Below are 21,419 nucleotides of genomic sequence, written 5' to 3'. Positions count from 1 at the left end.
TCGGCCGTTCGGCCGAGGCCATCCCGGTGAACTCACACCGAACTCACTGCTTACCCTCGAACCGTGAACTCCGTGACCGAGCTGGCGACCTCCGGGCCGCTGCTGCTCGCCGCCGGGGTCGCCCTGCTCGCCGGGGCCATCTCGTTCGCCTCGCCGTGCGTCGTCCCGCTCGTGCCGGGTTACCTCGCCTACCTCGCGGCGCTGGTCGGCGCCGACGCGCCCGCCGTGACCGCCGGCGAGGAGCGCAAGAAGGGCCGGTACGCGGTCCTCGGCGCGGCCGCGTTGTTCGTGCTCGGCTTCACCGTCGTGTTCGCCGCGGGCGTGGGCAGCCTGGTGTGGCTCGCCGACGCCCTGCTGGTCAACCAGGACCTGCTGCAACGGGTCGGCGGCGTGGTGACCATCGCCATGGGCCTGGTCTTCCTCGGGCTCGTCCCGGCGTTGCAGCGCGACGTCCGCTCGCACCGCGTGCCGCGCGCCGGGCTGCTCGGCGCGCCGCTGCTCGGCGCGGTCTTCGGACTCGGCTGGACACCGTGCATCGGCCCCACGCTGTCCGGCGTCCTCGCCCTCGCCGCCGGCACCGGCTCCAGCGGTGTCCGCGGATACCTGCTGGTCCTGGTCTACTGCCTCGGGCTGGGCCTGCCGTTCCTGCTCATCGCGTTCGGCGCCCGCTGGGCCGTGCGCGCCACCGACTGGGTGCGCCGCAACGGCCGGCGCGTCCAGCTCGTCGGCGGTGGGCTGCTGCTCGTCGTCGGGGTCCTGCTGGTCACCGGCCTGTGGGGCGAGCTGGTCAGCTGGCTGCGCGACGCCTTCGTCACGGACACGGTGCTGCCGCTGTGACCGCCACCGAAGCGCCCCCGCACCCCAAGCCGTACCGCAACTCACCGGCCAAGCGGATCCTGGCGTTCCTGCGCAACACCTGGCGCGGCCTCACCGCGATGCGCACCGCGCTGATCCTGCTGTTCCTGCTCGCGCTCGCCGCGCTGCCCGGTGCCCTGCTGCCGCAGCGCACGCTCAACGCGCCGAAGACCGAGCAGTACATCGCCGCCCACGGCTGGTGGGGCACGCTGCTGGACCGCCTGCAGTTCTTCGACGTCTACTCGAGCGTCTGGTTCTCGGCGATCTACCTGCTGCTGATGGTCTCGCTGGTGGGCTGCCTCCTGCCGCGCAGCGTCGAGTACCTCAAGGCGATGCGCGCCCAGCCGGTGCTCACCCCGCGCAACCTGTCCCGGCTGCCGCACTTCGCCACCGCCACCACGCCGCGCGACGCCGACGAGGTGATGGCCGCCGCCCGCGCTCGCCTGAAGGGATGGCGCAGCGTCGAGCGCGCGGAGGACGGCGGGGTCCGCACGCTCAGCGCGGAGCGCGGCTTCCTGCGTGAGACCGGCAACCTGGTCTTCCACTTCGCGATGCTCGGCCTGATCCTCGCCTTCGCGCTCGGCAAGATGTACACCTACGAGGGCCAGGTGATCGTCCAGGCCAACGGGTCCCAGTTCTGCAACTCCGGCATTTACGCCTACGACTCGTTCACCCCCGGCCTGCGCGTGGACGGCACCGAGCTCGAGCCGTTCTGCGTGAAGGTGAACGACTTCACCGCCGACTTCACCCCGGCCGGCCAGCCCGTCCAGTACCGGTCGAACGTCCAGTACCAGTCGGGCACGGACCTGCAGACCGGGACCTGGCGGAACTACCTGCTCGAGGTGAACTCGCCGCTGCGGCTCGCCGGCGACCGCGTCTACCTGCTGGGCAACGGCTACTCGCCGATCTTCACGGTGACCTGGCCCGACGGCACCACCCGCACCAGGGCGGTCCAGTGGCGCCCGACCGACGGCACCGCCACCCTGAGCGAGGGCGCCACCAAGTTCGACCCGCCGAACATCACGGACCCGTTCGCGCGGCGGACCAAGCAGCTCGCGATCACCGGCCTGTTCGCGCCGGCCGGTGTGCTGCACGGCGGCGTGCTCACCGGTGGCGGCCCGCAGATGACCGACCCGATGGCCGCGGTCGACGTGATGCGCGGTGACCTCGGCCTCGACTCGGGCAAGAGCCAGTCGATCTTCTCCATCGACCAGTCCATGGTGGACGACGGACGGCTCACCCGGGTGGCCCGGCAGAACCTGGGCGTCGGCCAGTCGATCACCCTCGACGACGGCACCGTGGTCCGGTTCGACGGGGCCCAGCGCTACGTGTCGCTCCAGATCTCGCACGACCCCACCCAGACCTACGTCCTCGGGTTCGCGATCGCCATGCTGCTGGGCCTCGGGTTGTCGTTGGTGATCAAACGGCGCAGGCTGTGGGTGCGGGTCGTCCCGGACGGCGAGGCCGGGACAGGTACCGTGGTCGAGGTGGGCGGGCTCGCCCGCACCGACCAGGCGGGCTACGGCGAGGAGTTCACCCGGATCGCGGAAGAGCTGCTCACAGGCACCAGGAAGACGAGGTAACCGAAATGCCGGGCGCTGCTGTTGATGCAACGTTGTCCCAGTACAGCGACTGGTCCTACACCACCGCGACCGCCGTCTACGTACTGGCGCTGGTCTTCTTCCTCATCGAACAGTCCTTCGGCGCCAAGGGGCGCCGCGCGGCCGAGCGCTCCCGGGAGCGAGCGCGCGAACTGGTCGGCGCCGGCGGTCCGGGCAGCACCGAGACCGTCACCCCTCCGGCTGAACCTCCAGCGGCCCGCGCGAGCCGCGGCCGCGCCGAGCGCATCGGCCGGATGGGCGTGTCCCTCACGGTCCTCGGCGCGCTGCTGCACGTGGCCGCGCTGGTGTTGCGCGGCCTGGCGACCCACCGCGTGCCGTGGGGGAACATGTACGAATACATCATGGCGGTGACGCTCATCGCCGTGGTGACCTGGCTCGTGGTGATCCGCAAGTTCCCGGCCCGCCACCTGTCGGGATTCCTGCTGCTGCCGGTCGTCATCCTGATGTTCGTCGGCGGCACGATGCTCTACACCGTGGCCGCGCCGGTGCAGCCGGCGCTGCAGTCGTACTGGCTGGTCATCCACGTGTCCGCAGCCGCCACCTCGTCCGGCATCTTCCTGGTGCCCGGTGTGGCCAGCATCCTCTACCTGGTCCGCACCGCCCACGAGCGCGACCCGAAGCGGTTCGCCCGGTTCGGCTCGCGCCTGCCCGCGGCCGACGTGCTCGACCGCATCGCCTACCGCACCACCGTCTTCGCGTTCCCGCTGTTCACCTTCGGCGTGCTGTGCGGCGCCGTGTGGGCCGAGGCCGCGTGGGGCCGGTTCTGGGGCTGGGACCCCAAGGAGACCACGGCGTTCATCGCGTGGGTCGTCTACGCCGCCTACCTGCACTCGCGGGCGACGGCCGGCTGGCGCGGCACCCGCGCCGCGGTCATCAACACCCTCGGGTTCGCGGTGACGGTGTTCAACCTGTTCTTCGTCAACCTCGTCACGACCGGCCTGCATTCCTACGCCGGGGTCGGCTGATGACCGAGCCGCGCGAACCCGAGTCCTACTTCTCCGACGAACGAACCGACTCCGCCTCGCATCCGGCTCCTCCGCCGCCGCGGCCGCTCCCGCAGCCCGGCTACGACCCCAACCTGCCCCCGTTGCACCAGCAGTACGGGCAGCCGCAGTACCAGTACCCGCCGCTGCCGCAGCCCTCCCGGCCCCGTCACGCCGCGCCCGAGCAGGGCGTGCGGCCGCCGAAACGGGTGCCCCATTCGGGCTGGCGCAAGGCGGTCTACGTCGCCTCCGGCAAGTTGATCAACCCGGGGGAGAGCCCGCAGGAGCAGCGTCAGCGCGAGCTGGTGGGGCGGGTGAACCAGCCGCTGCGCGGGTGCTTCCGGATCGCGATGCTGAGCCTCAAGGGCGGGGTCGGCAAGACCACCATCACCACGACCCTGGGTTCGACGTTCGCGGCGCTGCGTGGCGACCGGGTGATCGCGGTGGACGCCAACCCGGACCGCGGCACGCTGTCGCAGAAGATCCCGATCGAGACCACCGCCACGGTGCGGCACCTGCTGCGGGACGCGGACCGGATCACCCGCTACAGCGACGTGCGGGCCTACACCTCGCAGGGGACGAGCCGGCTGGAGATCCTCGCCAGTGAGCAGGACCCGGCGGTGTCGGAGGCGTTCTCGGAAAGCGACTACCTGCGCACGATCGCGCTGCTGGAGCACTTCTACAACATCGTGCTCACCGACTGCGGCACCGGTCTGATGCACTCGGCGATGAAGGGCGTGCTGGACGCGGCCGACTCGCTGGTCGTGGTGTCCTCGGCGTCGGTGGACGGTTCACGCAGCGCGTCGGCCACGCTCGACTGGCTGGACGCGCACGGTTACGGTGACCTGGTGAAACGGTCGGTGACCGTGATCAACTCGGTGCGGCCGAAGGCCGGTTCGGTGGACCTGGACAAGCTGGCCGCACACTTCGCGGCGCGGACCAGGGCGGTGTGCCGGATCCCGTTCGACCCGCACCTGGAGGAGGGCGCGGAGATCGAGCTGGAGCGCCTGATGCCGGAGACGCGCACGGCGCTCCTGGAACTCGCCGCGACCATGGCCGACGCGTTTCCCGGAAAGCGATGACGCCGACGGGCGCGTGACCGGGGTTGATCAGTCCTCGTCGGACTTCGGTGGCTTCTGCTGGCCCAGCTTGCGGAGGAACTCGGGGTCGTCGTCCGGTGGGACCGTCGCTCGCGAGGACACCCCGACGTGCTCGGGGCCGAACGCTCGCCACAACAGGACAGCGATGGTGAGCGCTCCGATCGCTGCGAGCAGGTAGATCATCCCCGCTCCCTTCCGAGTGCGTTGGCGCGGAACTGCTGCCCCGAGGGTAACCCCTGCGGCGTGAGTTCTCCTTGACGCGCTCGGGCCCCGCGGGATCCGGCTGTCCGGGCCGGTCCGCGGGACGCGCCACGCAGGTCAGACGCGCGTCGGCTCGCTGGCGTCCGTGGTGAGCTCGGCCAGCAGGGCGTTGACCTCGGACTCCCGGAACCGCCGGTGCCCACCGGGGGTGCGGATCGAGCCGATGCGGCCCGCGGTCGCCCAGCGGGTCACGGTCTTCGGGTCCACCCGGAACAACGCGGCGACTTCGCCGGGCGTCAGCAGGCGCCCTCCCGTGCTCGCGGTCATTTTCCGCCTCCTTCACGACCACACTGCTAAACCGGAGGCCGGAGCCCCGGTCCCATCAACGCGGCAATCGTGGCACTTCACCCGCCAGGTACTCGAACGGTTGTCGATAGGTAAAGAGGTAGTAAGGGACAAAACGCCCACGCCGCGCGCGCCCGCTGCCACCTCGGTGCGCACCGGAAGACACGGTGCTGCGGCCGGCGCCCCGGCCCGCTCCTGGCGTTGCCACACACCCTCATGCCGTTGACCGGTGGCCGGCTGACGGCGCGCTCATGCCAATGAGCAGCTGTCTCCGCCTGGTCGAATACACCAGAAAAATTTTCGCATCAAACGCAAAAAATGTTCGCATCGGACGCGCCGCAAAGGCGATCGGTTTACTCGCCGACCGCGGGCCGATGAAACACGCCCGAGGAAGGTGCATCGCCGTAGGGTTGATAGGGTGCGGATCATGGGGTTGAATTTTCGTGGAAAGTCCAGGCGTATTGTTGGTCAGGTGCTCGCCGTGGTGACGGTCGCAGGGCTCGTGCCGCTGATGGCCACACCCGCTTCGGCAGACCCGCACTGTGTAACTCGAAAGACGGGCGATTACACCGCGGAAGCAACTTGCCGGCCGACAAACCCCGACAAGCAAGCCTATTCGAGGTATTCAGTCGAGGTGCAGTGTGGGAATATGAGTCACCAGAACAGGGTACAGGGCAATGTCGTATCGCCGCCAAAAGTATCACGCGCAACCTGTCCCAAGAACAAAGGAAAAGTTGTTCACATCGGGGTTGCCTCACGGGTCGCCGGTTAGCCATTTTGCTCGGGGCACCGTGTTGGCCGGTTCGGGTGGTGAGTTGGGCGTTCCGGCGGCGGCGAGCGGGTGCGGCCTAGGCTGAGCCGCGTGGATACGCTGGACCGCAAGATCATCGCCGCGCTGCGCCTGAACGGCCGGGCCACCTACGCGGAGCTGGGCCGGACCGTGGGGCTGGCCGCCTCGTCCGTGCACGAACGGGTCGGCAAGCTCGAGGCGGCCGGGGTGATCACCGGCTACCACGCGACCGTCAACCCGAGCACGGTCGGCCTCGGCGTCACCGCGCTGGTCGGCATCCAGCCCACCGACACCGCCGACGACAACGAGGTCGCCGAGGAGCTGGGCGCGCTGCCGGAGGTGGAGAGCTGCTACGCGGTCGCCGGCGACGAGGCGTTCGTGGTCAAGGTCCGCGTGCCCACGGTCGACGAGCTGGAGCACACCCTCGGCCGGCTGCGCCGCATCGGCGGGGTGGCCCGCACCCGCACCACCGTGGTGCTGTCGACGCGGTTCGAGGGACGGCCGAACAACACGGTGCTCGAAGATCCGCCGCGGTCCGGCGCGTAGGCTCCTCAGACGTGAGCGAGACCCGTACCCATCTGGGCCGCGACCTGACGCTTTACCTGCTCGCGCGGTTCGGGCTGATCGTCGTCGTGGCGGCCGTGCTCGTGCTGGTGAAGGTGCCGTTGCTGGTCGCCGTGGCCGTCGGTGTGGTGGTCGGGCTGCCGGTCGGCCTGCTCGTCTTCCGCAAGCTGAACGCGCGGGTCACCGCCGGCCTCGCGGCCCGCAACGAGCACCGCGCCCGGGAGCGGGCCAAGCTGCGCGCCCAGCTGCGAGGTGAAGATGCCACCGGCGAGTAGGGCCTGGGTGCGCGAGGCGATCCGGCTGCTGGAGGCCGACGCGAACCGCAGCGCCGACACCCACCTGCACTGCTTCCCGCTGCCGCCGGAATGGGGCGTGGACCTCTACCTCAAGGACGAGTCGGTGCACCCGACCGGCTCGCTCAAGCACCGCCTGGCGCGCTCGCTGCTGCTGTACGGGCTGGTCAACGGACAGATCGGCCCGGGCACCACGCTGATCGAGGCGTCCAGCGGCTCGACCGCGGTGTCCGAGGCGTACTTCGCGCGCATGCTCGGGCTCGACTTCGTGACCGTGGTGCCGCGCAAGACCAGCCGCGAGAAGATCGACCTGATCGAGTTCTACGGCGGCCGGTGCCACTTCGTCGACATCCCGTCCGCGATGTACAGCGAGGCGGAACGGCTCGCCGCCGAGTGCGGCGGCCACTACCTCGACCAGTTCACCTACGCCGAGCGGGCCACCGACTGGCGTGGCAACAACAACATCGCGGAGTCGGTGTTCGCCCAGATGCGTGCCGAACGCCACCCGGTGCCGTCGTGGATCGTGGTGGGCGCGGGCACCGGCGGGACGAGCGCGACCTTCGGCCGGTACGTGCGCTACCGCAGGCACACCACGAAGGTCGCGGTGGCCGACCCGGAGAACTCGTCGTTCTACGGGGCGTGGGAAACGGGCGCACCGGACTACACGACCGGCATGCCGTCCCGGATCGAGGGCATCGGCCGGCCACGCGTGGAGCCGTCCTTCGTGCCGACGGTCATCGACCACATGATCCAGGTGCCGGACGCCGCGTCCATGGCGGCGATCCGGCTGCTGCGGGAACGCACCGGGCACTGGGCGGGCGGCTCGACCGGCACGAGCCTGTACGCGGCGTTCGAGATCATCGCCGGCATGCTCGAAGCGGGCCAGGTGGGCAGTGTGGTGACCCTCATCTGCGACGGTGGCGAGCGGTACGCGCACACCTACTACAACGACGAGTGGATCGCCGAGCAGGGCTTCGACCTGGCCCCGCACACCGCGCGGATGGAGGAGTTCCTGGCCACCGGCAAGTGGGTCAGCTGACCGCGAGCCCGATCGCCGTCAGCACGGACCACCCCAGCATCGCCAGTCCGGTGTCCTTCAGCACCGGGATCAGCCGTGGGCCGGTGCCGCCGCTCGTGATGGCCCGCACCGGGGTGCGCATCAGCGGCGCGGTCACCAGGGCGATCAACGGCAGCGGGTGCCCGATCGCCAGCAGCAGCGTCACCACGTACGGCACCGCGATCAGCGCCAGGTAGAAGCGCCGCGTGCCCGCGTCGCCCAGGCGGACGGCCAGCGTCACCTTGCCGGCCACCCGGTCGGTCGGGATGTCCCGCAGGTTGTTGGCCACCAGCACGCCCATGGAGAAGCACCCCACCGCCACCGCGGCCCCCAGTGCCTCCCAGCTGATCCGGCCTGCCTGCACGTACACCGTCCCGAGCACCGCGGCCAGCCCGAAGAAGATGAACACCGCGACCTCGCCGAGGCCCGCGTACCCGTAGGGCTTGCGGCCGCCGGTGTAGAACCAGGCGCCGAGGATGCACGCTGCGCCCACCGCGATCAGCCACCACCGGCCGGTGGCCGCGACGAGCACCAGCCCGACCACGCCGGCCACGCCGAAGCAGGTCAGGGCCGCCGCGAGCACGAGTTTCGGCGCCGCGGCACCGGAGCCGACCAGGCGCAGCGGACCGACCCGGTCGGTGTCCGTGCCGCGGATGCCGTCGGAGTAGTCATTGGCGAAGTTGACGCCGATGATCAGCGCCAGCGCCACGAGGAGGGCGAGCAGGGACTGCCACCACGAAAAGGCCCCCAGCTGGATCGTCGCCCCCACACCCGCCACCACCGGCGCCACCGCGTTCGGCAGCGTCCGGGGGCGGGCCCCCTCGATCCATTCCGTCACAGTCGCCATGACCGCAATTCAAGCGGAAACGGTCTACTCCCCGGTGACCGGGACGGACCAGGTGAGTGTTCCGGAGTCGGGCCGGGGCGGAACGGCCGCCGCCGTGCCGGTGGCCGCGGAGACGGCGAGCACGGCGCCGATGGCCGCGACGAGGAAACGTTGCAGCGATCTCATTGGGTAACTCAAAGACGGACCGCGTCAGATGTCAACCAACCGGGGGAAAAATCTGGTCGGCGACTGCCGTCCGGTCGATTTTGCCCGGTCCGCGGAGCGGGAGTGTGGTAACGAACTCGACCCGCTTCGGCACGGCCGCGGCGCCCGCCTCGGCCCGGACCGCGGCCCGCAGCTCGGCCACGTCCGGCACCTCGCCTTCGGGTACCACCGCGGCGGCCACGATCTGGCCCCACTCCGGGTCCGGCAGCCCGACCACGCACGTCTCCCGCACCCCGGGCAGGGCCGTGATCAGGCGTTCCACCGCTGCCGCGGACACCTTCACCCCACCGGTGTTGATCACGTCGTCGAGGCGGCCGAGCACCTCGAGGCGACCGTCGCGCAGCCGCCCGCGGTCCCCGGTCCGGAACCACTCGCCGTCGAACGACTCCGCGGTCAGGTCGGGCCGCAGCCGGTAACCGTGGGTCAGGACCGGCCCGGCGATCAGGACGCGCCCGTCGCCGGCGATCCGCACGCGGACCCCGTCGAGCGGCACGCCGTCGTAGACGCACCCGCTGGCGGTCTCGCTCATCCCGTAGGACGGGACGATCCGCACCCCGGCCTCGGCGGCGCGGGCACGCAGGGCCGGGGTGGTCGCCGCGGCGCCGAGGATGATCGCGTCGAACGCCCTCGCCGCCGCCAGCCCCGGGCCACCGGCGTCGAGCAGGCGGGTCAGCTGGGTCGGCACCATCGCGGTGTACCGCGGCCCGTCCGCGGCGAGCACCGGGCGGGCGGCCTCGGCGAAGCGGTCCGCGCGGAACGGCCCGGACGGCAGGACCGCGAACGGCTGCCCGGCGAGCATCGACCGCACCAGCACCTGCAGCCCGCCGATGTAGTTCGCCGGGGTCGCGAGCAGCCACCGCCCGGGACCCCCGAGCCGGGCGTGGGTGGCCGTGGCGGACGCCCGCAACGCGTCGGCGGAGAGCAGCACGCCCTTGGGCTCACCGGTGGATCCCGAGGTCGCGATGAGCACCGCCGTGCCGTCCTCGACCGGCTGGTCCGGCCGCATCGCGGCAAGCAGCCCGGCGGTCTTCGGATCGCGGCCGTCCAGGGGGAGCACCGGCTCGCCCCCGTCCAGGGCGGCGGCCACCGCCCCGGCCAGCTCGTCGATCGACTCCGGCCCCCGCAGCCACACCTCGCGCACGGCGACCTCAGTAGTAGTAGGGGAAGGCCGACCAGTCGGGGTCGCGTTTCTGCAGGAACGCGTCCCGGCCCTCGACGGCCTCGTCCTGCATGTACGCCAGCCGGGTGCTCTCCCCCGCGAAGACCTGCTGCCCGACGAGCCCGTCGTCGATGAGGTTGAACGCGTACTTCAGCATCCGCTGGGCCGTCGGCGACTTGCCGAGGACCTCCCAGCCCCACCGCAGCGCCTCGGCCTCCAGCTCGGCGTGCGGCACCACCGCGTTCACCGCACCCATCCGGTGCATCTGCTCGGCGTCGTACTCGCGGCCCAGGAAGAAGACCTCCCGCGCGAACTTCTGGCCCACCTCACGCGCCAGGTAGGCCGAGCCGAACCCGCCGTCGAACGAGCCCACGTCGGCGTCGGTCTGCTTGAACCGGGCGTGCTCGGCCGAGGCGAGCGTCAGGTCGCACACCACGTGCAGCGAGTGACCGCCGCCCGCGGCCCAGCCCGGGACCACCGCGATCACCACCTTCGGCATGAACCGGATCAGCCGCTGGACCTCGAGGATGTGCAGGCGCCCGGCCCGCGCCGGGTCGATGGTGTCGGAGGTCTCGCCGCTCGCGTACTGATACCCGGACCGACCGCGAATACGCTGGTCACCACCGGAACAGAATGCCCACCCACCGTCCTTCGGCGAGGGACCGTTCCCCGTCAGGAGGACGCAGCCGACATCCGAGCTCATCCGCGCGTGGTCGAGAGCGCGGTACAGCTCGTCGACGGTGTGCGGGCGGAAGGCGTTACGAACCTCGGGGCGATCGAACGCGACGCGGACGACGCGTTTGCCGGAGCGAGCCTCGACGGAACGGTGATAGGTGATGTCGGTGAAACCGAAACCCTCGATTTCGGTCCAGGCGGACGGGTCGAACAGCTCGGAAACGCGGGCGTCATGCACGTTTGGGAGAATAGGCCGTGTGACTGTGGTGACGGGTGACACGCCGGGCGGTGCCCGGTGAATCCGTCGACCGCGCAGGCCAAGGTCATCGTGGACGAACTCGTCCGCAACACCGTCTCGCACGTCGTGCTGTGCCCGGGCTCGCGCAACGCGCCGCTTTCGCTGGCGCTGCACGACGCCGCCGCGGCCGGGCGCCTCCAGCTGCACGTCCGCATCGACGAGCGGGGCGCCGGCTTCCTCGCGCTCGGCATCGCCGCGCGCACCGGCCGCCCGGTCGCCGTCGCGTGCACGAGCGGCACCGCGGCGGCGAACTTCCACCCGGCCGTGCTGGAAGCCGACCGGGCCGGGGTCCCGTTGATCGTGCTCACCGCCGACCGCCCGCCCGAGCTGCGCGCCGCGGGCGCGAACCAGGTCATCGACCAGCAGCGGCTGTACGGCAACGCGGTCCGGTACTTCGACGAGCTGGCCGTCGCCGAGCGGCGCGGCGGCCAGAACGCGTACTGGCGCAGCCAGATCTGCCGGGCGTGGAACGCCGCCTACGGCGAGTGGCGCTGCGGCCCGGTGCACCTGAACGTGCCGTTCCGTGAACCGCTGGTGCCCGACGGTGACAACGAGTGGTACGAGTCGCTGGAAGGCAGGCCCGGCGGCGAGCGGTGGACCGAGCTGCCCGACTTCGGTGCGCTGCCGTCGTTCGTGGTGCCGTCGGCGCGCTGCGGTCTGGTCGTCGCCTGCGACAGCGGGGTGCGCGCGGCGAGCGAATGGGGTGAGCAGCACGGCTGGCCGGTGATCTCGGAGACCGGGGGACTGGGCCTGCTCGGGTCGTCGGCGATCTCGTCCGGGGTGTGGCTGCTCGGTGCCGAGGAGTTCATCCGGCGGCACAAGCCGGAGCAGGTGCTGTGCCTGGGCCGGCCGACGGTGTTCCGCCAGATCCAGCAGCTGCTGTCCGACGCCGATGTCGAGGTGCTGCTGGTCCGGCCCGATTCGGACTGGCCGGCGCCGGCGCACAACGTGCGGCAGGTCGGGCAGTGGTTCGACTCGCCGACCAAGCCGGCCGACCCGGACTGGCTGGCCGCGTGGCAGCGTGCGGACGGCCTGGCGAACGCGGCCGTCGGCCGGGCGTTGCGGCAGGAGCAGTGGCCCAGCGGGTTGCGGCTGGCGTCCGAGCTGGTCGACGCGCTCCCGCCGGACGCGCTGCTGGTGGTGGGCTCGTCGAACCCGGCGCGGGACGTGGCGCTGGCCGGCCGCATGCGCCCGGACGTGCTGGTGCACCGCAACCGCGGGGTGGCGGGCATCGACGGCACGGTGTCCACGGCGATCGGCGCGGCGACGGTGCACCGCGGCCCGTCCTACGCCCTGCTCGGCGACCTGACGTTCCTGCACGACATCAACGGCCTCCTGGCCGGCCCGGCGAACGTCCGGCCGGACCTGACGATCGTGGTGCTCAACGACGACGGCGGCGGGATCTTCTCGCTGCTGGAGCAGGGCGCACCGGAGCACCGCGACTCGTTCGAGCACGTCTTCGGCACCCCGCACGGCGCGGATCTGGCGGCGTTGTGCGCGGGCTTCGACGTCCCGCACGTGCTCGCCGGCACGATCGACGAGTTCCACGCGGCCCTCCGGCCCGCGCCCGGGCTGCGGGTCGTCGAGGTGCAGGTGGACCGCTCGCGCCACCGCGACCTGCATGCCCGCATCCGCGCCGCGGTCTCCACCGCCCTCTCCTGACCCGCAGCCGCCCCGACGCACCAACACGCCGCCGGGAGCGGCGAACACGCTGGTGCGCGCGTGTTTGCTGGTTGGGGCGGTGTGTTTGCCCTTCCGGGTGGCGTGTTGGCTCTTGCGGGCGGTGAGTCGGCTGGTCGGCGACGCGTTTCCGGCGGCCAGCCGCTTCCCGTGGGCAGGAACCATCTTTCGGCTGTGTCCGGTGCGGAGTTTTCCGGCTAGCGTCGCCGCATGCGTTTGCGAACTCGCGCAGGCCTGGGGGCCGTGACGACCGGACTGGCGACCGTTCTGCTCGCCTCGACCGCCAGTGCCGCGCCGGCGCCCGGCGCGCCCGGCGCCGGCGATCCCTACTACCCGTACGCCGGCAACGGCGGCTACGACGTCGCGCACTACGACATCCGCCTGACCTACCAGCCCGCCACCGATGAGCTCGCCGGCACCACGACCATCCTCGCCACCACCACGCAGGAGCTCGCCAGCTTCGACCTGGACTTCGGCCTGCGGGTCAGCTCCATCCGGGTGAACAACGCGCCCGCCGCGTTCCGCGTGACCCGGCCGGGCGAGCTGGAGGTCACCCCGGTCCGGCCGCTGGCGAAGCACCAGCCCATCACCGTCGTCGTGACCTACGCCGACACACCGTCCAAGGTCGTCATCGACGGCTACACGGCCTGGAAGAAGACCCCGGACGGTGCCCTCGCCGTCGACGAGCCGCAGAACGCCCAGTGGTGGTACCCGTCCGACGACCACCCCACGGACAAGGCCACCTACGACGTGTCCGTCGAGGTGCCCGACGACGTCGCCGCCCTGTCCACCGGCACGCTCGTCCGCAAGACCAAGCAGCGGGCCGGCTGGACGCGGTGGAACTGGCGCAGCACGCAGCCGCAGAACACCTACGCCACTACTCTCGAAGTGGGCAAGTTCGAGGTGAACCAGTCCGCGACCCCGGACGGCAAGCCGTTCACCACCGCGTACGACCCGTCCGCGGGTGAGTCGCTGGCCGCGGCGAAGGCGAGTGTCGAGCGCACGCCGGAGATCGTCGGGTTCCTGGCGAGCCAGTTCGGCCCGTACCCGTTCGAGGCGGAGGGCGGCGTGGTCAGCACCGGCCTGACCTTCGCGCTCGAGGCGCAGACGCGGCCGGTGTACGGCACCAAGTTCTTCGTCCCGGGCGCGAACACCTCGGTCGTCGCGCACGAGAACGCCCACCAGTGGTTCGGCGACTCGGTGTCGCTGGGCCGGTGGAGCGACATCTGGCTCAACGAGGGCTTCGCCAGCTACGCCGAGTACCTGTGGTCGGAGCACCAGGGCGAGGGCACTGCCGCCGAGCTCGCCCAGTACGCCTACGACTCCCACCCGGCCGACGCGCCGTTCTGGCAGGTCCTGCCGGGTGACCCGGGCGTGGCCGCGCAGTTCGACGACGCGGTGTACGACCGCGGCGCGATGGCGGTGCAGGCGCTGCGCACCGCGGTGGGGGACGAGGCGTTCTTCGCCATCCTGCGCGGCTGGGTCGCGCGGCACCGGGGCGGCGACGCCCGGATCAGCGACTTCGTCGCGCTGGCCGAGCAGGTCTCCGGCAAACCGCTGCGCCAGCTGTTCCAGACGTGGCTGTTCACCGCGGGCAAACCGGCCACCGGGCCGAACGGGGCGGTGACGCTGCGCGGCGCGGCGCAGCCGGAGTCGTACCCGTCGATCGAGCGGACCCACCGGCTCCTGGCGGCCGGGGGAAGCCGTTAACCCGCACCTTCTATGCTCGGACGGGTGACGGCGAGAAGTCTGTGGTGGCTGAAGATCGGCCGTCGCTGCGTGCTCGCCGTCGGCGTCGTGATCACCGTGCTGTGCGCCGGGCTGCTGCTCGCCGCGATCCGCAACGACGAGGCGATCACCGGCCACCTGGGCACGGCGACGGCCGAGGTCGACGCGGTGGCGTGGGACCGGACGATCATCCGCTTCGAAACCCCGGACGGCATCGTGCGCATCCCGTCGAACGGGGTGCTCTACCCGAGCGGCCTGGTCGCGGGCGATCTGGTGCGCGTCGAGTACGACGCGACGGATCCGGACCTGGCGCGGGTGGCCGGCCGCACGGCGACGCTCACCCTGCTGCCGCTGGGCCTGACGGTGCTGGTCACCTGGCTGGTCGCCGGTACCGCGTCGTGGGGCATGCGGCACCGCCTGCGCCGCGCCGTACCGGCGGAACCGGAGGTCGCCGTCGTGGACGACGACGCCCCGGTCAAATCCGGCTGAATCCGACGGCCCGGGGGGCCCGATGCGCAGCGTGACCTACTCGATGGCCGTCTCGCTGGACGGCTACATCGTCGGGCCGGACGGCTCCTTCGGCTGGAGCGTCCCCACCGCGGAGGTCTTCCGCCTCGCCCTCGACGAGGTGCGCGGAGTCGGCGTGCACCTGATGGGACGGCGGCTGTACGAGACGATGCTGTTCTGGGAGACCGCCGAGCAGGAGCAGTCCCTCGATGACGCGGAGCTCGAGTTCGCCGAGATCTGGAAGGCGCTACCCAAGGTCGTCTTCTCCACCACGCTGCGGGAGGTGCGGGGCAACGCTCGCCTGGCCACCGGCGGCGTGGCGGAGGAGATCGAGCGGCTGCGGGCCGAGCCGGGGGACGGCGACATCGCGATCGGCGGCGCGACCCTCGCCGCCGAGGTGGCCGCGGCGGGCCTGATCGACGAGTACCGGGCCAGGGTCTACCCGGTGCTCCTCGGCGGTGGCGTTCCGTTCTTCCCGCAGCGCGAGCGCCGGGTGGATCTCGACCTCGTCGAGACCCGCACCTTCGGCGCGGACGTCGTCTACCTCCGCTACCGCGTGACGCGCTAGAAACCCTGCCGCGGCGGCTGGATCTGCTGCTGCGGGTACTGCTGCACCTGCGGCTGCGGGACGTAGCCGGGCTGCGGCTGCTGCTGCGGGTACCCGGCCTGCGGATAGGCCGGGTGCGGCTGTTGCGGGTACCCGGCGGGCGGCTGCGCCTGCTGCATGGCCTGGACCTGCTGCGCCTCCTGCTTGGTCAGCTTGTTCGTCATGCCGCAGAAGGTGCACACGGTGAAGTACGTCGAGCTGATCGGGAACAGCGGGATGAAGAACAGGGTGAACTTCGTCACGGCCCGGCGCAGGGCGTGCGCACTGGGGTTCTGGCAGTTCCCGCACAGGTAGGTCGCGGTGGCCAGGTCCTGGACGCTCTTGCGCCAGCCATAGATGATCATTCGTGTCGCTCCCGGTTCCGGATTCTCGTCGGATCTAGGACGCACGGATCCCGCGTTCGGTTTCCTGCCACCACGACAGGACCTCCCCGGCGACGCCGGGTGCGGCGACGAGCAGGCCGTCGGTGGGCAGCGGGCTGTCGTCGCCGCGGCGGTCCAGCACGACGGCGCCCGCCTCGATGGCCAGCGCCACCGAGCCGGCGACGTCCCATTCGTGGTAGCTGTGCAGCACCGCGGCGATCGCGTGTCCCAGCGCGACCTGCGCGATCGACAACGCCGCCGAGCCGAGCACGCGGACCCCGGCGCGCGCGGCCGCGGCGTGCTCGATGAACGAGCCCATGCCCGGCCACGGCCCCTTGCGGGCCAGCTCGGTGCACACGATCGCCCCGGCGATCCGGTCCCGTCCGGTCAGCCGGACCGGCTTGCCGTTCGCGCGGGTGCCGCGACCGCGGGCGGCGGCGTAGATCTGGGCGCGGTAGGGGTCGGCGACCACGCCGACGACCGGGCCGGACGCGTCGACCAGGGCCAGGCTGTAGGCGCACCAGGGCACGCCCGCCACGTAGTTGGCGGTGCCGTCGACCGGGTCCACCACCCAGCGGTAGGCCGCGGAGTCCGCGCCGGTGTCGGCGCCGAACTCGCCGCCGACGACCGGGATGCCGGGGAACTCGGCGGTCAGCACGCGGCGCGTGTGCCGTTCCAGGATGCGGTCGGTGTCGGTGACCCAGTCGAACGGCGAGTCCGCCACGTCCGGGTGGGCGCCGCGCCCCGCGGTCGCGGTGATCACGTCGGTGGCGTCGTTGGCCAGCCGTCCGGCGACCTCGAGCGCTCGCGACAGCAGGCCCGGCTCGACCGGGTGGGGCGGGCGGGCGGAGAGGAGGGTCACGCCAGCCGAGTGTGGCGGCGCCGGGTGTCCGGGTGGCAACACCCAGGTGAAGGGGAAAAAGCTTCGCGAAGTTCGGGCACCGTTGGCTGCCTCGTCACGCACGCTTTTCCGCCCGAACCGGACCGGCTGTCACCGTGGGACGGTGCGCGTCGCCATCGTCACCGAAAGCTTCCTCCCGCAGGTGAACGGCGTGACCAACTCCGTGTTGCGGATCGTCGAGCACCTGCTGGACACCGGTCACGACGTGCTGGTGGTCGCCCCCGGCCTGGCCGGGCCGGTGCGCTACCGGGGCGTGCCGGTGGTGCGGATCCCGGCGCTGGACCTGCCGGTGGTGAACTCGCTGCCGATCGGCCTGCCCACCCGGACGGTGCTGACCGCGCTCGCCGCGTTCGGCCCGGACGTGGTGCACCTGGCCTCGCCGTTCGTGGTCGGCGCGCGGGGGCTCGCCGCGGCCCGCCGCCTGCGGGTGCCCTCGATCGCGGTGTTCCAGACCGACATCGCCGGGTTCGCCACCGCCTACGGGCTCGGCCTGGGCGCCCGGGCGGCGTGGCGCTGGGTGCGGCGGCTGCACGCGAAGGCCGACCGGACGCTCGCGCCGTCCACCCAGTCGGTCGAGGACCTCAGGGCACACGGCGTGCCGCGCGTGCACCGCTGGGGGCGGGGGGTGGACGTCGACCGGTTCTCGCCCGCGCACGCCGATCCGGAGCTGCGCGCCCGGCTGGCCCCGGACGGGGAGCTGCTGGTCGGGTTCGTCGGGCGGCTGGCGCCGGAGAAGGAGGTCGGCAGGCTCGCGGCGCTGGCCGGGATGGCCGGGGTGCGGCTGGTGGTCGTGGGTGACGGTCCGGACCGCGAGGACTTGCAGGCCCGCCTGCCCGGCGCGGCCTTCCTCGGCGCCCGTTACGGCGCGGAGCTGTCCGCCGCCTACGCCAGCCTGGACGTGTTCGTCCACACCGGACCGCACGAGACGTTCTGCCAGGCGGTGCAGGAGGCGATGGCCTCCGGGTTGCCGGTGCTGGCGCCGGACGCGGGCGGCCCGCGGGACCTCGTCCTGCCCGGCCGCACCGGCTACCTGCTGCCACCGGACCCGGACGGGTTCGCCGAGGCGCTGGTGCGGCGGGTGCGCGACCTGCGCGATCCGGCGCTGCGCGAGCGGCTGGGCGGCAAGGCGCGCAAGGTCGTCCTGGGCCGCACGTGGCCGGCGGTGTGCGGCGAGCTGGTGCACCACTACGAGGCGGTCACCGGCCGGGTGGCGCGGGCCGCGTGAGGCCGTGCACATCGTCCAGCTGGCGAACTTCTACGGGCCCCGCTCCGGTGGCCTGCGCACCGCGCTGCACCACCTCGGCGCCGGGTACGCGGCGAGCGGCCACCGGGTGACGCTGGTCGTGCCGGGACCCCGGCACGCCGAGGAGCGGCTGCCGACCGGGGTGCGCCGGATCAGCCTGCCCGCACCGAGGATCCCCGGTACCGGTGGCTACCGCGCGGTCGACCCGTACCGGGTGCGGGCGCTGCTGTCGGCGTTGCGGCCGGACCGGCTGGAGGTGTCCGACCGGCTGACGCTGCGCGGGATGGGGGTGTGGGCGCGGCGCCACGACGTGCCGAGTGTGGTGATCTCGCACGAACGGCTGGACCGGCTGCTGGAGCAGTTCCTCGTGCCGGGGCCGTTGGCGCGCCGGGTCGCCGACGTCGCCAACCGCCGCATGGCCGGCAACTACGACACCGTCGTGTGCACCACCTCGTTCGCCCGCGAGGAGTTCGACCGGATCGGTGCCGGCAACGTCCGGCGGGTCCCGCTCGGCGTCGACCTCGCCACCTTCCGGCCCGCCCACCGCGATGCCGCGCTGCGCGGTGAGCTGGCGTCCGGTGCGGACGCCCTGCTCGTCCACTGTGGCCGGCTGTCGCCGGAGAAGCACGTGGAACGCAGCGTGGACACGGTCGCCGAGCTGACCGGGTCCGGCGCCAGGGTGCGGCTGGTGATCGCCGGGGACGGCCCGCGGCGGCGGGCGCTGGAGCGGCGGGCCCGCGGCCTGCCGGTGACGTTCCTCGGGTTCGTGTCCGACCGCACCACCGTCGCGCGGCTGCTGGCCAGCGCGGACGTCTCGCTCGCGCCCGGTCCGCACGAGACGTTCGGGCTCGCCGCGCTGGAGGCGCTCGCGTCCGGGACTCCGGTGGTGGTGTCGCGGTCGTCGGCGCTGCGGGAGATCGTCCGGCCCGGGTGCGGGGCCGCGGTGCCGGACCTGCCGCGGGCGTTCGCGACCGCCGTGACCGGACTGCTGGAACGGCCCGAGGACGTGCGGCGTGCGGCTTCCCGGGCGCGGGCGGAGGAGTTCGCCTGGCCGGCCAGCGTGCGGGGGATGTTGTCCGCGTTGTCCCCGCCACCCTGACCCGGGGGCGCGGGCACCGCGGTTAGGCTTCAGGCATGTCCCGTGCGAGCCTCGACAAAGATCCGCACGAGGTCGCCGCCATGTTCGACGGCGTCTCGGCCGGCTACGACCGGGCGAACTCGGTCATGACGTTCGGGTTCGACCGGCGGTGGCGCACGATGACATCCCGCGTGCTCGACGCGCGCCGCGGGGAGAAGGTGCTCGACCTCGCCGCCGGCACCGGGGTGTCCACCGCCGAGTACGCGCGTGGCGGCGCGTGGTGCCTCGCCGCCGACTTCTCGCTCGGCATGCTCCGCAGCGGCAAGCACCGCCGCGTCCCGATGGTCGCCGCCGACGCGCTGCACCTGCCCTTCGCCGACGACAGCTTCGACGCCGCGACGATCACCTTCGGCATCCGCAACTTCGTCGACACCCGGGCCGCGCTCGAGGAGATCGCGCGGGTGGTCAAGCCCGGCGGGCGGCTGGTGATCTGCGAGGTGTCGACGCCCACGTTCCCGCCGATCCGGTTCGTCTACCGGCGGTTCATCCTGCGGGTGATGACCCTGCTCGGCCGGTTCTCCTCGACCAACCCGCAGGCGTACTCCTACCTGGCCGAATCCATGGCCGCGTGGCACGACCAGCGCGGATTGGCGCGGATCATCGCCGACGCGGGCTGGACGAAGGTGGAGTGGCTGAACCTGACGTTCGGCGTCGTCGCCATCCACCGTGCCACGAAGCCTTCCGTAAACTCCGGGGCATGACCCAGGACGCTCAGGTAATCGTCGTCGGCGCGGGCCCGGCCGGATCCACCGTCGCGACGTACCTGGCGCGCGCCGGGCTGGACGTCCTGGTCTGCGAGAAGACGGAGTTCCCGCGCGAGAAGGTGTGTGGCGACGGCCTGACCCCGCGCGGCGTCAAGCAGCTGATCGACCTGGGCATCGACACCAGCCGCGAGGCGGGCTGGGTGCACAGCCGCGGCCTGCGGATCCGCACCGCCGAGCTGACGCTGGAGATGGACTGGCCGGAGCTGACCAGCTACCCGCCCTACGGCGTCTCGCGCACCCGGCAGGACTTCGACGACCTGCTGGCCAGGACCGCGGTCAAGGCGGGCGCCCGGCTGCTGGAGCGCACCACGGTCACCGGTGCGATCACCGACGAGCGCAGCGGCCGGGTGATCGGGGTCGAGGGCAAACAGGGTCCCGACAAGACGCCCGTCCGCTACCACGCACCGCTCGTGCTGGCGTGCGACGGTGTGTCCGCGCGGCTGGCCCGGTCGGTCGGCATCGAGACGGACGACAACCGCCCGATGGGCGTCGCGGTGCGGCGCTACTACCGGAGCCCGCGCCACGACGACCCGTTCATCGAGGGGCACCTGGAGCTGTGGGACCGCAAGGATCCGCGCAATCCGCGGCTGCTGCCCGGTTACGGCTGGGCCTTCCCGCTCGGTGACGGCACGGTGAACGTCGGGCTCGGCATGCTGTCCACGTCGAAGTCCTTCCGCAACACCGACTACCGCGCCCTCATGCGGCAGTGGCTGGACTCGACCCCGGAGGAGTGGGGCTACCGCGAGGAGAACGCGATCGGCCGGATCGGCGGCGCCGGTCTGCCGATGGGGTTCAACCGCACCCCGCACTACCGCGACGGGCTGCTCCTGCTCGGCGACGCGGGCGGCATGGTGAGCCCGTTCAACGGCGAGGGCATCTCGGCGGCGATGGAGTCGGCGCAGCTCGCGGCCGAGTTCGTGGTGCAGGCGCTGGCCCGGCCCGCGGGTTCGTCGCGGGAGCGTGCGCTGCACGGGTACCAGCTCGCGCTCAAGGAGCTGATGGGCGGCTACTACCGGCTGGGCAACGTCTTCGCGAAGGCCATCGGCAATCCGAAGGTCATGCGTGCGGCGACGAAGTACGGGTTGCGGATCAACCCGCTGATCCCGCTGATCTACAAGGGCCTGTCCGGCTGCTACGACGCCAAGGGCGGCGACGCCGTGGACCGGCTGATCGCGTTGGCCGCCCGGCTCACGCCGAGCGCCTGACGGGCGGTCCGGCTGCCGCCCGCGAGCGGCGCGACGGCGCTCTCCGCGGACGTGATCTGGGCCGCACCCGGCTCAGGTTCCGTGGGTTACGTCACACCAGTTGTGCGTTGCGTGATCGTGAAGATCCTTTTCGTGCTGGTCTCGGGCTTATGGCTCCCCACCAGGGCGTCTTTTGGTTAGGTTCGCCTTACCCGAAACACCCCGCGACAACAATGTGAGCCACGTCCTACACTGCCCCTATGCTTTGTGAACCGGTTCACAACGTCGCAGGACAGATTGTGAACAGTTTCA

Annotated in this window: 23 protein-coding genes; 15 read left to right on the top strand and 8 right to left on the bottom strand. The window is 71.9% G+C overall.

Going from position 1 to position 21,419, the window contains the following annotated elements:
• Positions 1 to 63: 63 nt before the first annotated feature.
• The 4 genes from FHX45_RS13795 to FHX45_RS13780 are packed head-to-tail and all read left to right on the top strand — an operon-like array spanning position 64 to position 4,542.
• Positions 64 to 837: a cytochrome c biogenesis protein CcdA gene (locus tag FHX45_RS13795; protein ID WP_167100973.1), complete on the top strand. Its 774-nt coding sequence runs from the start codon at positions 64 to 66 to the stop codon at positions 835 to 837.
• On the top strand, positions 834 to 2,438 hold the full coding sequence (gene resB, locus FHX45_RS13790; RefSeq protein ID WP_167100970.1) for a cytochrome c biogenesis ResB family protein: 1,605 nt from the start codon (positions 834 to 836) through the stop codon (positions 2,436 to 2,438). The genes FHX45_RS13795 and resB overlap by 4 nt, the downstream gene beginning before the upstream one ends.
• Positions 2,439 to 2,443: 5 nt before the next feature.
• A complete protein-coding gene (gene ccsB / locus FHX45_RS13785; protein ID WP_167100967.1) occupies positions 2,444 to 3,442 on the top strand; it encodes a c-type cytochrome biogenesis protein CcsB in 999 nt (332 codons plus the stop codon).
• The gene (locus FHX45_RS13780; RefSeq protein WP_167100964.1) at positions 3,442 to 4,542 is read left to right on the top strand and encodes a MinD/ParA family ATP-binding protein; all 1,101 of its coding nucleotides are present in this window, start codon (positions 3,442 to 3,444) and stop codon (positions 4,540 to 4,542) included. Before ccsB ends, FHX45_RS13780 begins: the two co-directional genes overlap by 1 nt.
• Positions 4,543 to 4,569: 27 nt before the next feature.
• On the opposite strand, the gene FHX45_RS13775 is transcribed toward FHX45_RS13780, so the two are convergent.
• Positions 4,570 to 4,743, bottom strand: coding sequence for a hypothetical protein (locus FHX45_RS13775; protein WP_167100961.1), 174 nt, complete (start codon positions 4,741 to 4,743; stop codon positions 4,570 to 4,572).
• Between the two features lie 135 nt (positions 4,744 to 4,878).
• Positions 4,879 to 5,088, bottom strand: a complete 210-nt coding sequence (locus FHX45_RS13770) for a BldC family transcriptional regulator (protein WP_167100958.1) — start codon at positions 5,086 to 5,088, stop codon at positions 4,879 to 4,881.
• 880 nt (positions 5,089 to 5,968) lie between these two features.
• Between FHX45_RS13770 and FHX45_RS13765 the strand changes: the two genes are divergently transcribed.
• The 3 genes from FHX45_RS13765 to cds1 are packed head-to-tail and all read left to right on the top strand — an operon-like array spanning position 5,969 to position 7,792.
• Positions 5,969 to 6,442: an Lrp/AsnC ligand binding domain-containing protein gene (locus FHX45_RS13765; RefSeq protein WP_167100955.1), complete on the top strand. Its 474-nt coding sequence runs from the start codon at positions 5,969 to 5,971 to the stop codon at positions 6,440 to 6,442.
• Positions 6,443 to 6,453: 11 nt separating this feature from the next.
• Positions 6,454 to 6,735 (top strand): DUF4229 domain-containing protein, encoded by a 282-nt coding sequence (locus tag FHX45_RS13760; RefSeq protein ID WP_167100952.1) that lies wholly within the window; start codon positions 6,454 to 6,456, stop codon positions 6,733 to 6,735.
• Positions 6,719 to 7,792 (top strand): L-cysteine desulfhydrase Cds1, encoded by a 1,074-nt coding sequence (gene cds1 / locus FHX45_RS13755; protein WP_167100949.1) that lies wholly within the window; start codon positions 6,719 to 6,721, stop codon positions 7,790 to 7,792. The genes FHX45_RS13760 and cds1 overlap by 17 nt, the downstream gene beginning before the upstream one ends.
• On the opposite strand, the gene FHX45_RS13750 is transcribed toward cds1, so the two are convergent.
• Genes FHX45_RS13750 through FHX45_RS13735 form a run of 4 tightly spaced genes read right to left on the bottom strand, consistent with a single transcriptional unit; the run spans position 7,785 to position 10,933 of the window.
• Positions 7,785 to 8,657: a 1,4-dihydroxy-2-naphthoate polyprenyltransferase gene (locus FHX45_RS13750; RefSeq protein ID WP_167100946.1), complete on the bottom strand. Its 873-nt coding sequence runs from the start codon at positions 8,655 to 8,657 to the stop codon at positions 7,785 to 7,787. The two genes, cds1 and FHX45_RS13750, sit on opposite strands and share 8 nt — an antisense overlap.
• 24 nt (positions 8,658 to 8,681) lie before the next feature.
• Positions 8,682 to 8,822 carry a hypothetical protein gene (locus FHX45_RS13745; protein ID WP_167100943.1) on the bottom strand — a complete coding sequence of 47 codons (141 nt, stop codon included), beginning with the start codon at positions 8,820 to 8,822 and terminating at the stop codon, positions 8,682 to 8,684.
• Positions 8,823 to 8,853: 31 nt separating this feature from the next.
• Positions 8,854 to 10,002, bottom strand: a complete 1,149-nt coding sequence (gene menE, locus FHX45_RS13740; protein ID WP_167100940.1) for an o-succinylbenzoate--CoA ligase — start codon at positions 10,000 to 10,002, stop codon at positions 8,854 to 8,856.
• 7 nt (positions 10,003 to 10,009) lie between these two features.
• Entirely contained in the window at positions 10,010 to 10,933 is a 924-nt protein-coding gene (locus FHX45_RS13735) for a 1,4-dihydroxy-2-naphthoyl-CoA synthase (RefSeq protein ID WP_167100937.1), read from the bottom strand.
• A 57-nt stretch (positions 10,934 to 10,990) separates the two neighbouring features.
• On the opposite strand from FHX45_RS13735, the gene menD reads away from it, so the two are divergent.
• From menD to FHX45_RS13715, 4 genes are all read left to right on the top strand, one after another.
• Positions 10,991 to 12,655, top strand: a complete 1,665-nt coding sequence (gene menD / locus FHX45_RS13730) for a 2-succinyl-5-enolpyruvyl-6-hydroxy-3-cyclohexene-1-carboxylic-acid synthase (protein WP_167100934.1) — start codon at positions 10,991 to 10,993, stop codon at positions 12,653 to 12,655.
• A gap of 228 nt (positions 12,656 to 12,883) precedes the next feature.
• Positions 12,884 to 14,383 (top strand): M1 family metallopeptidase, encoded by a 1,500-nt coding sequence (locus FHX45_RS13725; RefSeq protein ID WP_167100931.1) that lies wholly within the window; start codon positions 12,884 to 12,886, stop codon positions 14,381 to 14,383.
• 24 nt (positions 14,384 to 14,407) lie between these two features.
• A complete protein-coding gene (locus FHX45_RS13720) occupies positions 14,408 to 14,890 on the top strand; it encodes a DUF3592 domain-containing protein (protein WP_424923805.1) in 483 nt (160 codons plus the stop codon).
• A 22-nt stretch (positions 14,891 to 14,912) separates the two neighbouring features.
• Complete coding sequence (locus tag FHX45_RS13715) at positions 14,913 to 15,476, top strand: dihydrofolate reductase family protein (RefSeq protein ID WP_167100928.1); 564 nt, start codon at positions 14,913 to 14,915, stop codon at positions 15,474 to 15,476.
• On the opposite strand, the gene FHX45_RS13710 is transcribed toward FHX45_RS13715, so the two are convergent.
• Together FHX45_RS13710 and FHX45_RS13705 are read right to left on the bottom strand one after the other, a co-directional pair.
• A complete protein-coding gene (locus tag FHX45_RS13710; protein WP_167100925.1) occupies positions 15,473 to 15,859 on the bottom strand; it encodes a zinc-ribbon domain-containing protein in 387 nt (128 codons plus the stop codon). The genes FHX45_RS13715 and FHX45_RS13710 overlap by 4 nt on opposite strands.
• A gap of 34 nt (positions 15,860 to 15,893) precedes the next feature.
• Entirely contained in the window at positions 15,894 to 16,739 is an 846-nt protein-coding gene (locus tag FHX45_RS13705) for an inositol monophosphatase family protein (RefSeq protein ID WP_167100922.1), read from the bottom strand.
• 142 nt (positions 16,740 to 16,881) lie between these two features.
• Here FHX45_RS13705 and FHX45_RS13700 point away from each other — a divergent pair, with 142 nt between their 5' ends.
• Genes FHX45_RS13700 through FHX45_RS13685 form a run of 4 tightly spaced genes read left to right on the top strand, consistent with a single transcriptional unit; the run spans position 16,882 to position 21,128 of the window.
• A complete protein-coding gene (locus tag FHX45_RS13700) occupies positions 16,882 to 18,003 on the top strand; it encodes a glycosyltransferase family 4 protein (RefSeq protein WP_341771449.1) in 1,122 nt (373 codons plus the stop codon).
• A 4-nt stretch (positions 18,004 to 18,007) separates the two neighbouring features.
• Positions 18,008 to 19,120 carry a glycosyltransferase gene (locus FHX45_RS13695; RefSeq protein WP_167100919.1) on the top strand — a complete coding sequence of 371 codons (1,113 nt, stop codon included), beginning with the start codon at positions 18,008 to 18,010 and terminating at the stop codon, positions 19,118 to 19,120.
• Positions 19,121 to 19,155: 35 nt separating this feature from the next.
• Positions 19,156 to 19,860: a demethylmenaquinone methyltransferase gene (locus FHX45_RS13690; RefSeq protein ID WP_167100916.1), complete on the top strand. Its 705-nt coding sequence runs from the start codon at positions 19,156 to 19,158 to the stop codon at positions 19,858 to 19,860.
• A complete protein-coding gene (locus FHX45_RS13685) occupies positions 19,857 to 21,128 on the top strand; it encodes a geranylgeranyl reductase family protein (protein WP_167100913.1) in 1,272 nt (423 codons plus the stop codon). The genes FHX45_RS13690 and FHX45_RS13685 overlap by 4 nt, the downstream gene beginning before the upstream one ends.
• Positions 21,129 to 21,419: the final 291 nt, after the last annotated feature.

It is taken from the genome of Amycolatopsis granulosa, from assembly GCF_011758745.1.
Lineage (GTDB): Bacteria > Actinomycetota > Actinomycetes > Mycobacteriales > Pseudonocardiaceae > Amycolatopsis_E > Amycolatopsis_E granulosa.
Note: the sequence above shows the minus strand (reverse complement) of the source record. Positions and strands in the feature narration are given on the sequence as shown.

Bases quoted from the DNA above. Each gene is read 5' to 3' on its own strand.
- FHX45_RS13715 (WP_167100928.1), top strand. From the start codon at position 14,913: ATGCGCAGCGTGACCTACTCGATGGCCGTCTCGCTGGACGGCTACATC.
- FHX45_RS13690 (WP_167100916.1), top strand. From the start codon at position 19,156: ATGTCCCGTGCGAGCCTCGACAAAGATCCGCACGAGGTCGCCGCCATG.
- cds1 (WP_167100949.1), top strand. From the start codon at position 6,719: ATGCCACCGGCGAGTAGGGCCTGGGTGCGCGAGGCGATCCGGCTGCTG.
- FHX45_RS13750 (WP_167100946.1), bottom strand. From the start codon at position 8,657: ATGGCGACTGTGACGGAATGGATCGAGGGGGCCCGCCCCCGGACGCTG.
- FHX45_RS13775 (WP_167100961.1), bottom strand. From the start codon at position 4,743: ATGATCTACCTGCTCGCAGCGATCGGAGCGCTCACCATCGCTGTCCTG.
- FHX45_RS13685 (WP_167100913.1), top strand. From the start codon at position 19,857: ATGACCCAGGACGCTCAGGTAATCGTCGTCGGCGCGGGCCCGGCCGGA.
- ccsB (WP_167100967.1), top strand. From the start codon at position 2,444: ATGCCGGGCGCTGCTGTTGATGCAACGTTGTCCCAGTACAGCGACTGG.
- FHX45_RS13770 (WP_167100958.1), bottom strand. From the start codon at position 5,088: ATGACCGCGAGCACGGGAGGGCGCCTGCTGACGCCCGGCGAAGTCGCC.
- FHX45_RS13745 (WP_167100943.1), bottom strand. From the start codon at position 8,822: ATGAGATCGCTGCAACGTTTCCTCGTCGCGGCCATCGGCGCCGTGCTC.
- FHX45_RS13710 (WP_167100925.1), bottom strand. From the start codon at position 15,859: ATGATCATCTATGGCTGGCGCAAGAGCGTCCAGGACCTGGCCACCGCG.
- FHX45_RS13780 (WP_167100964.1), top strand. From the start codon at position 3,442: ATGACCGAGCCGCGCGAACCCGAGTCCTACTTCTCCGACGAACGAACC.
- FHX45_RS13725 (WP_167100931.1), top strand. From the start codon at position 12,884: ATGCGTTTGCGAACTCGCGCAGGCCTGGGGGCCGTGACGACCGGACTG.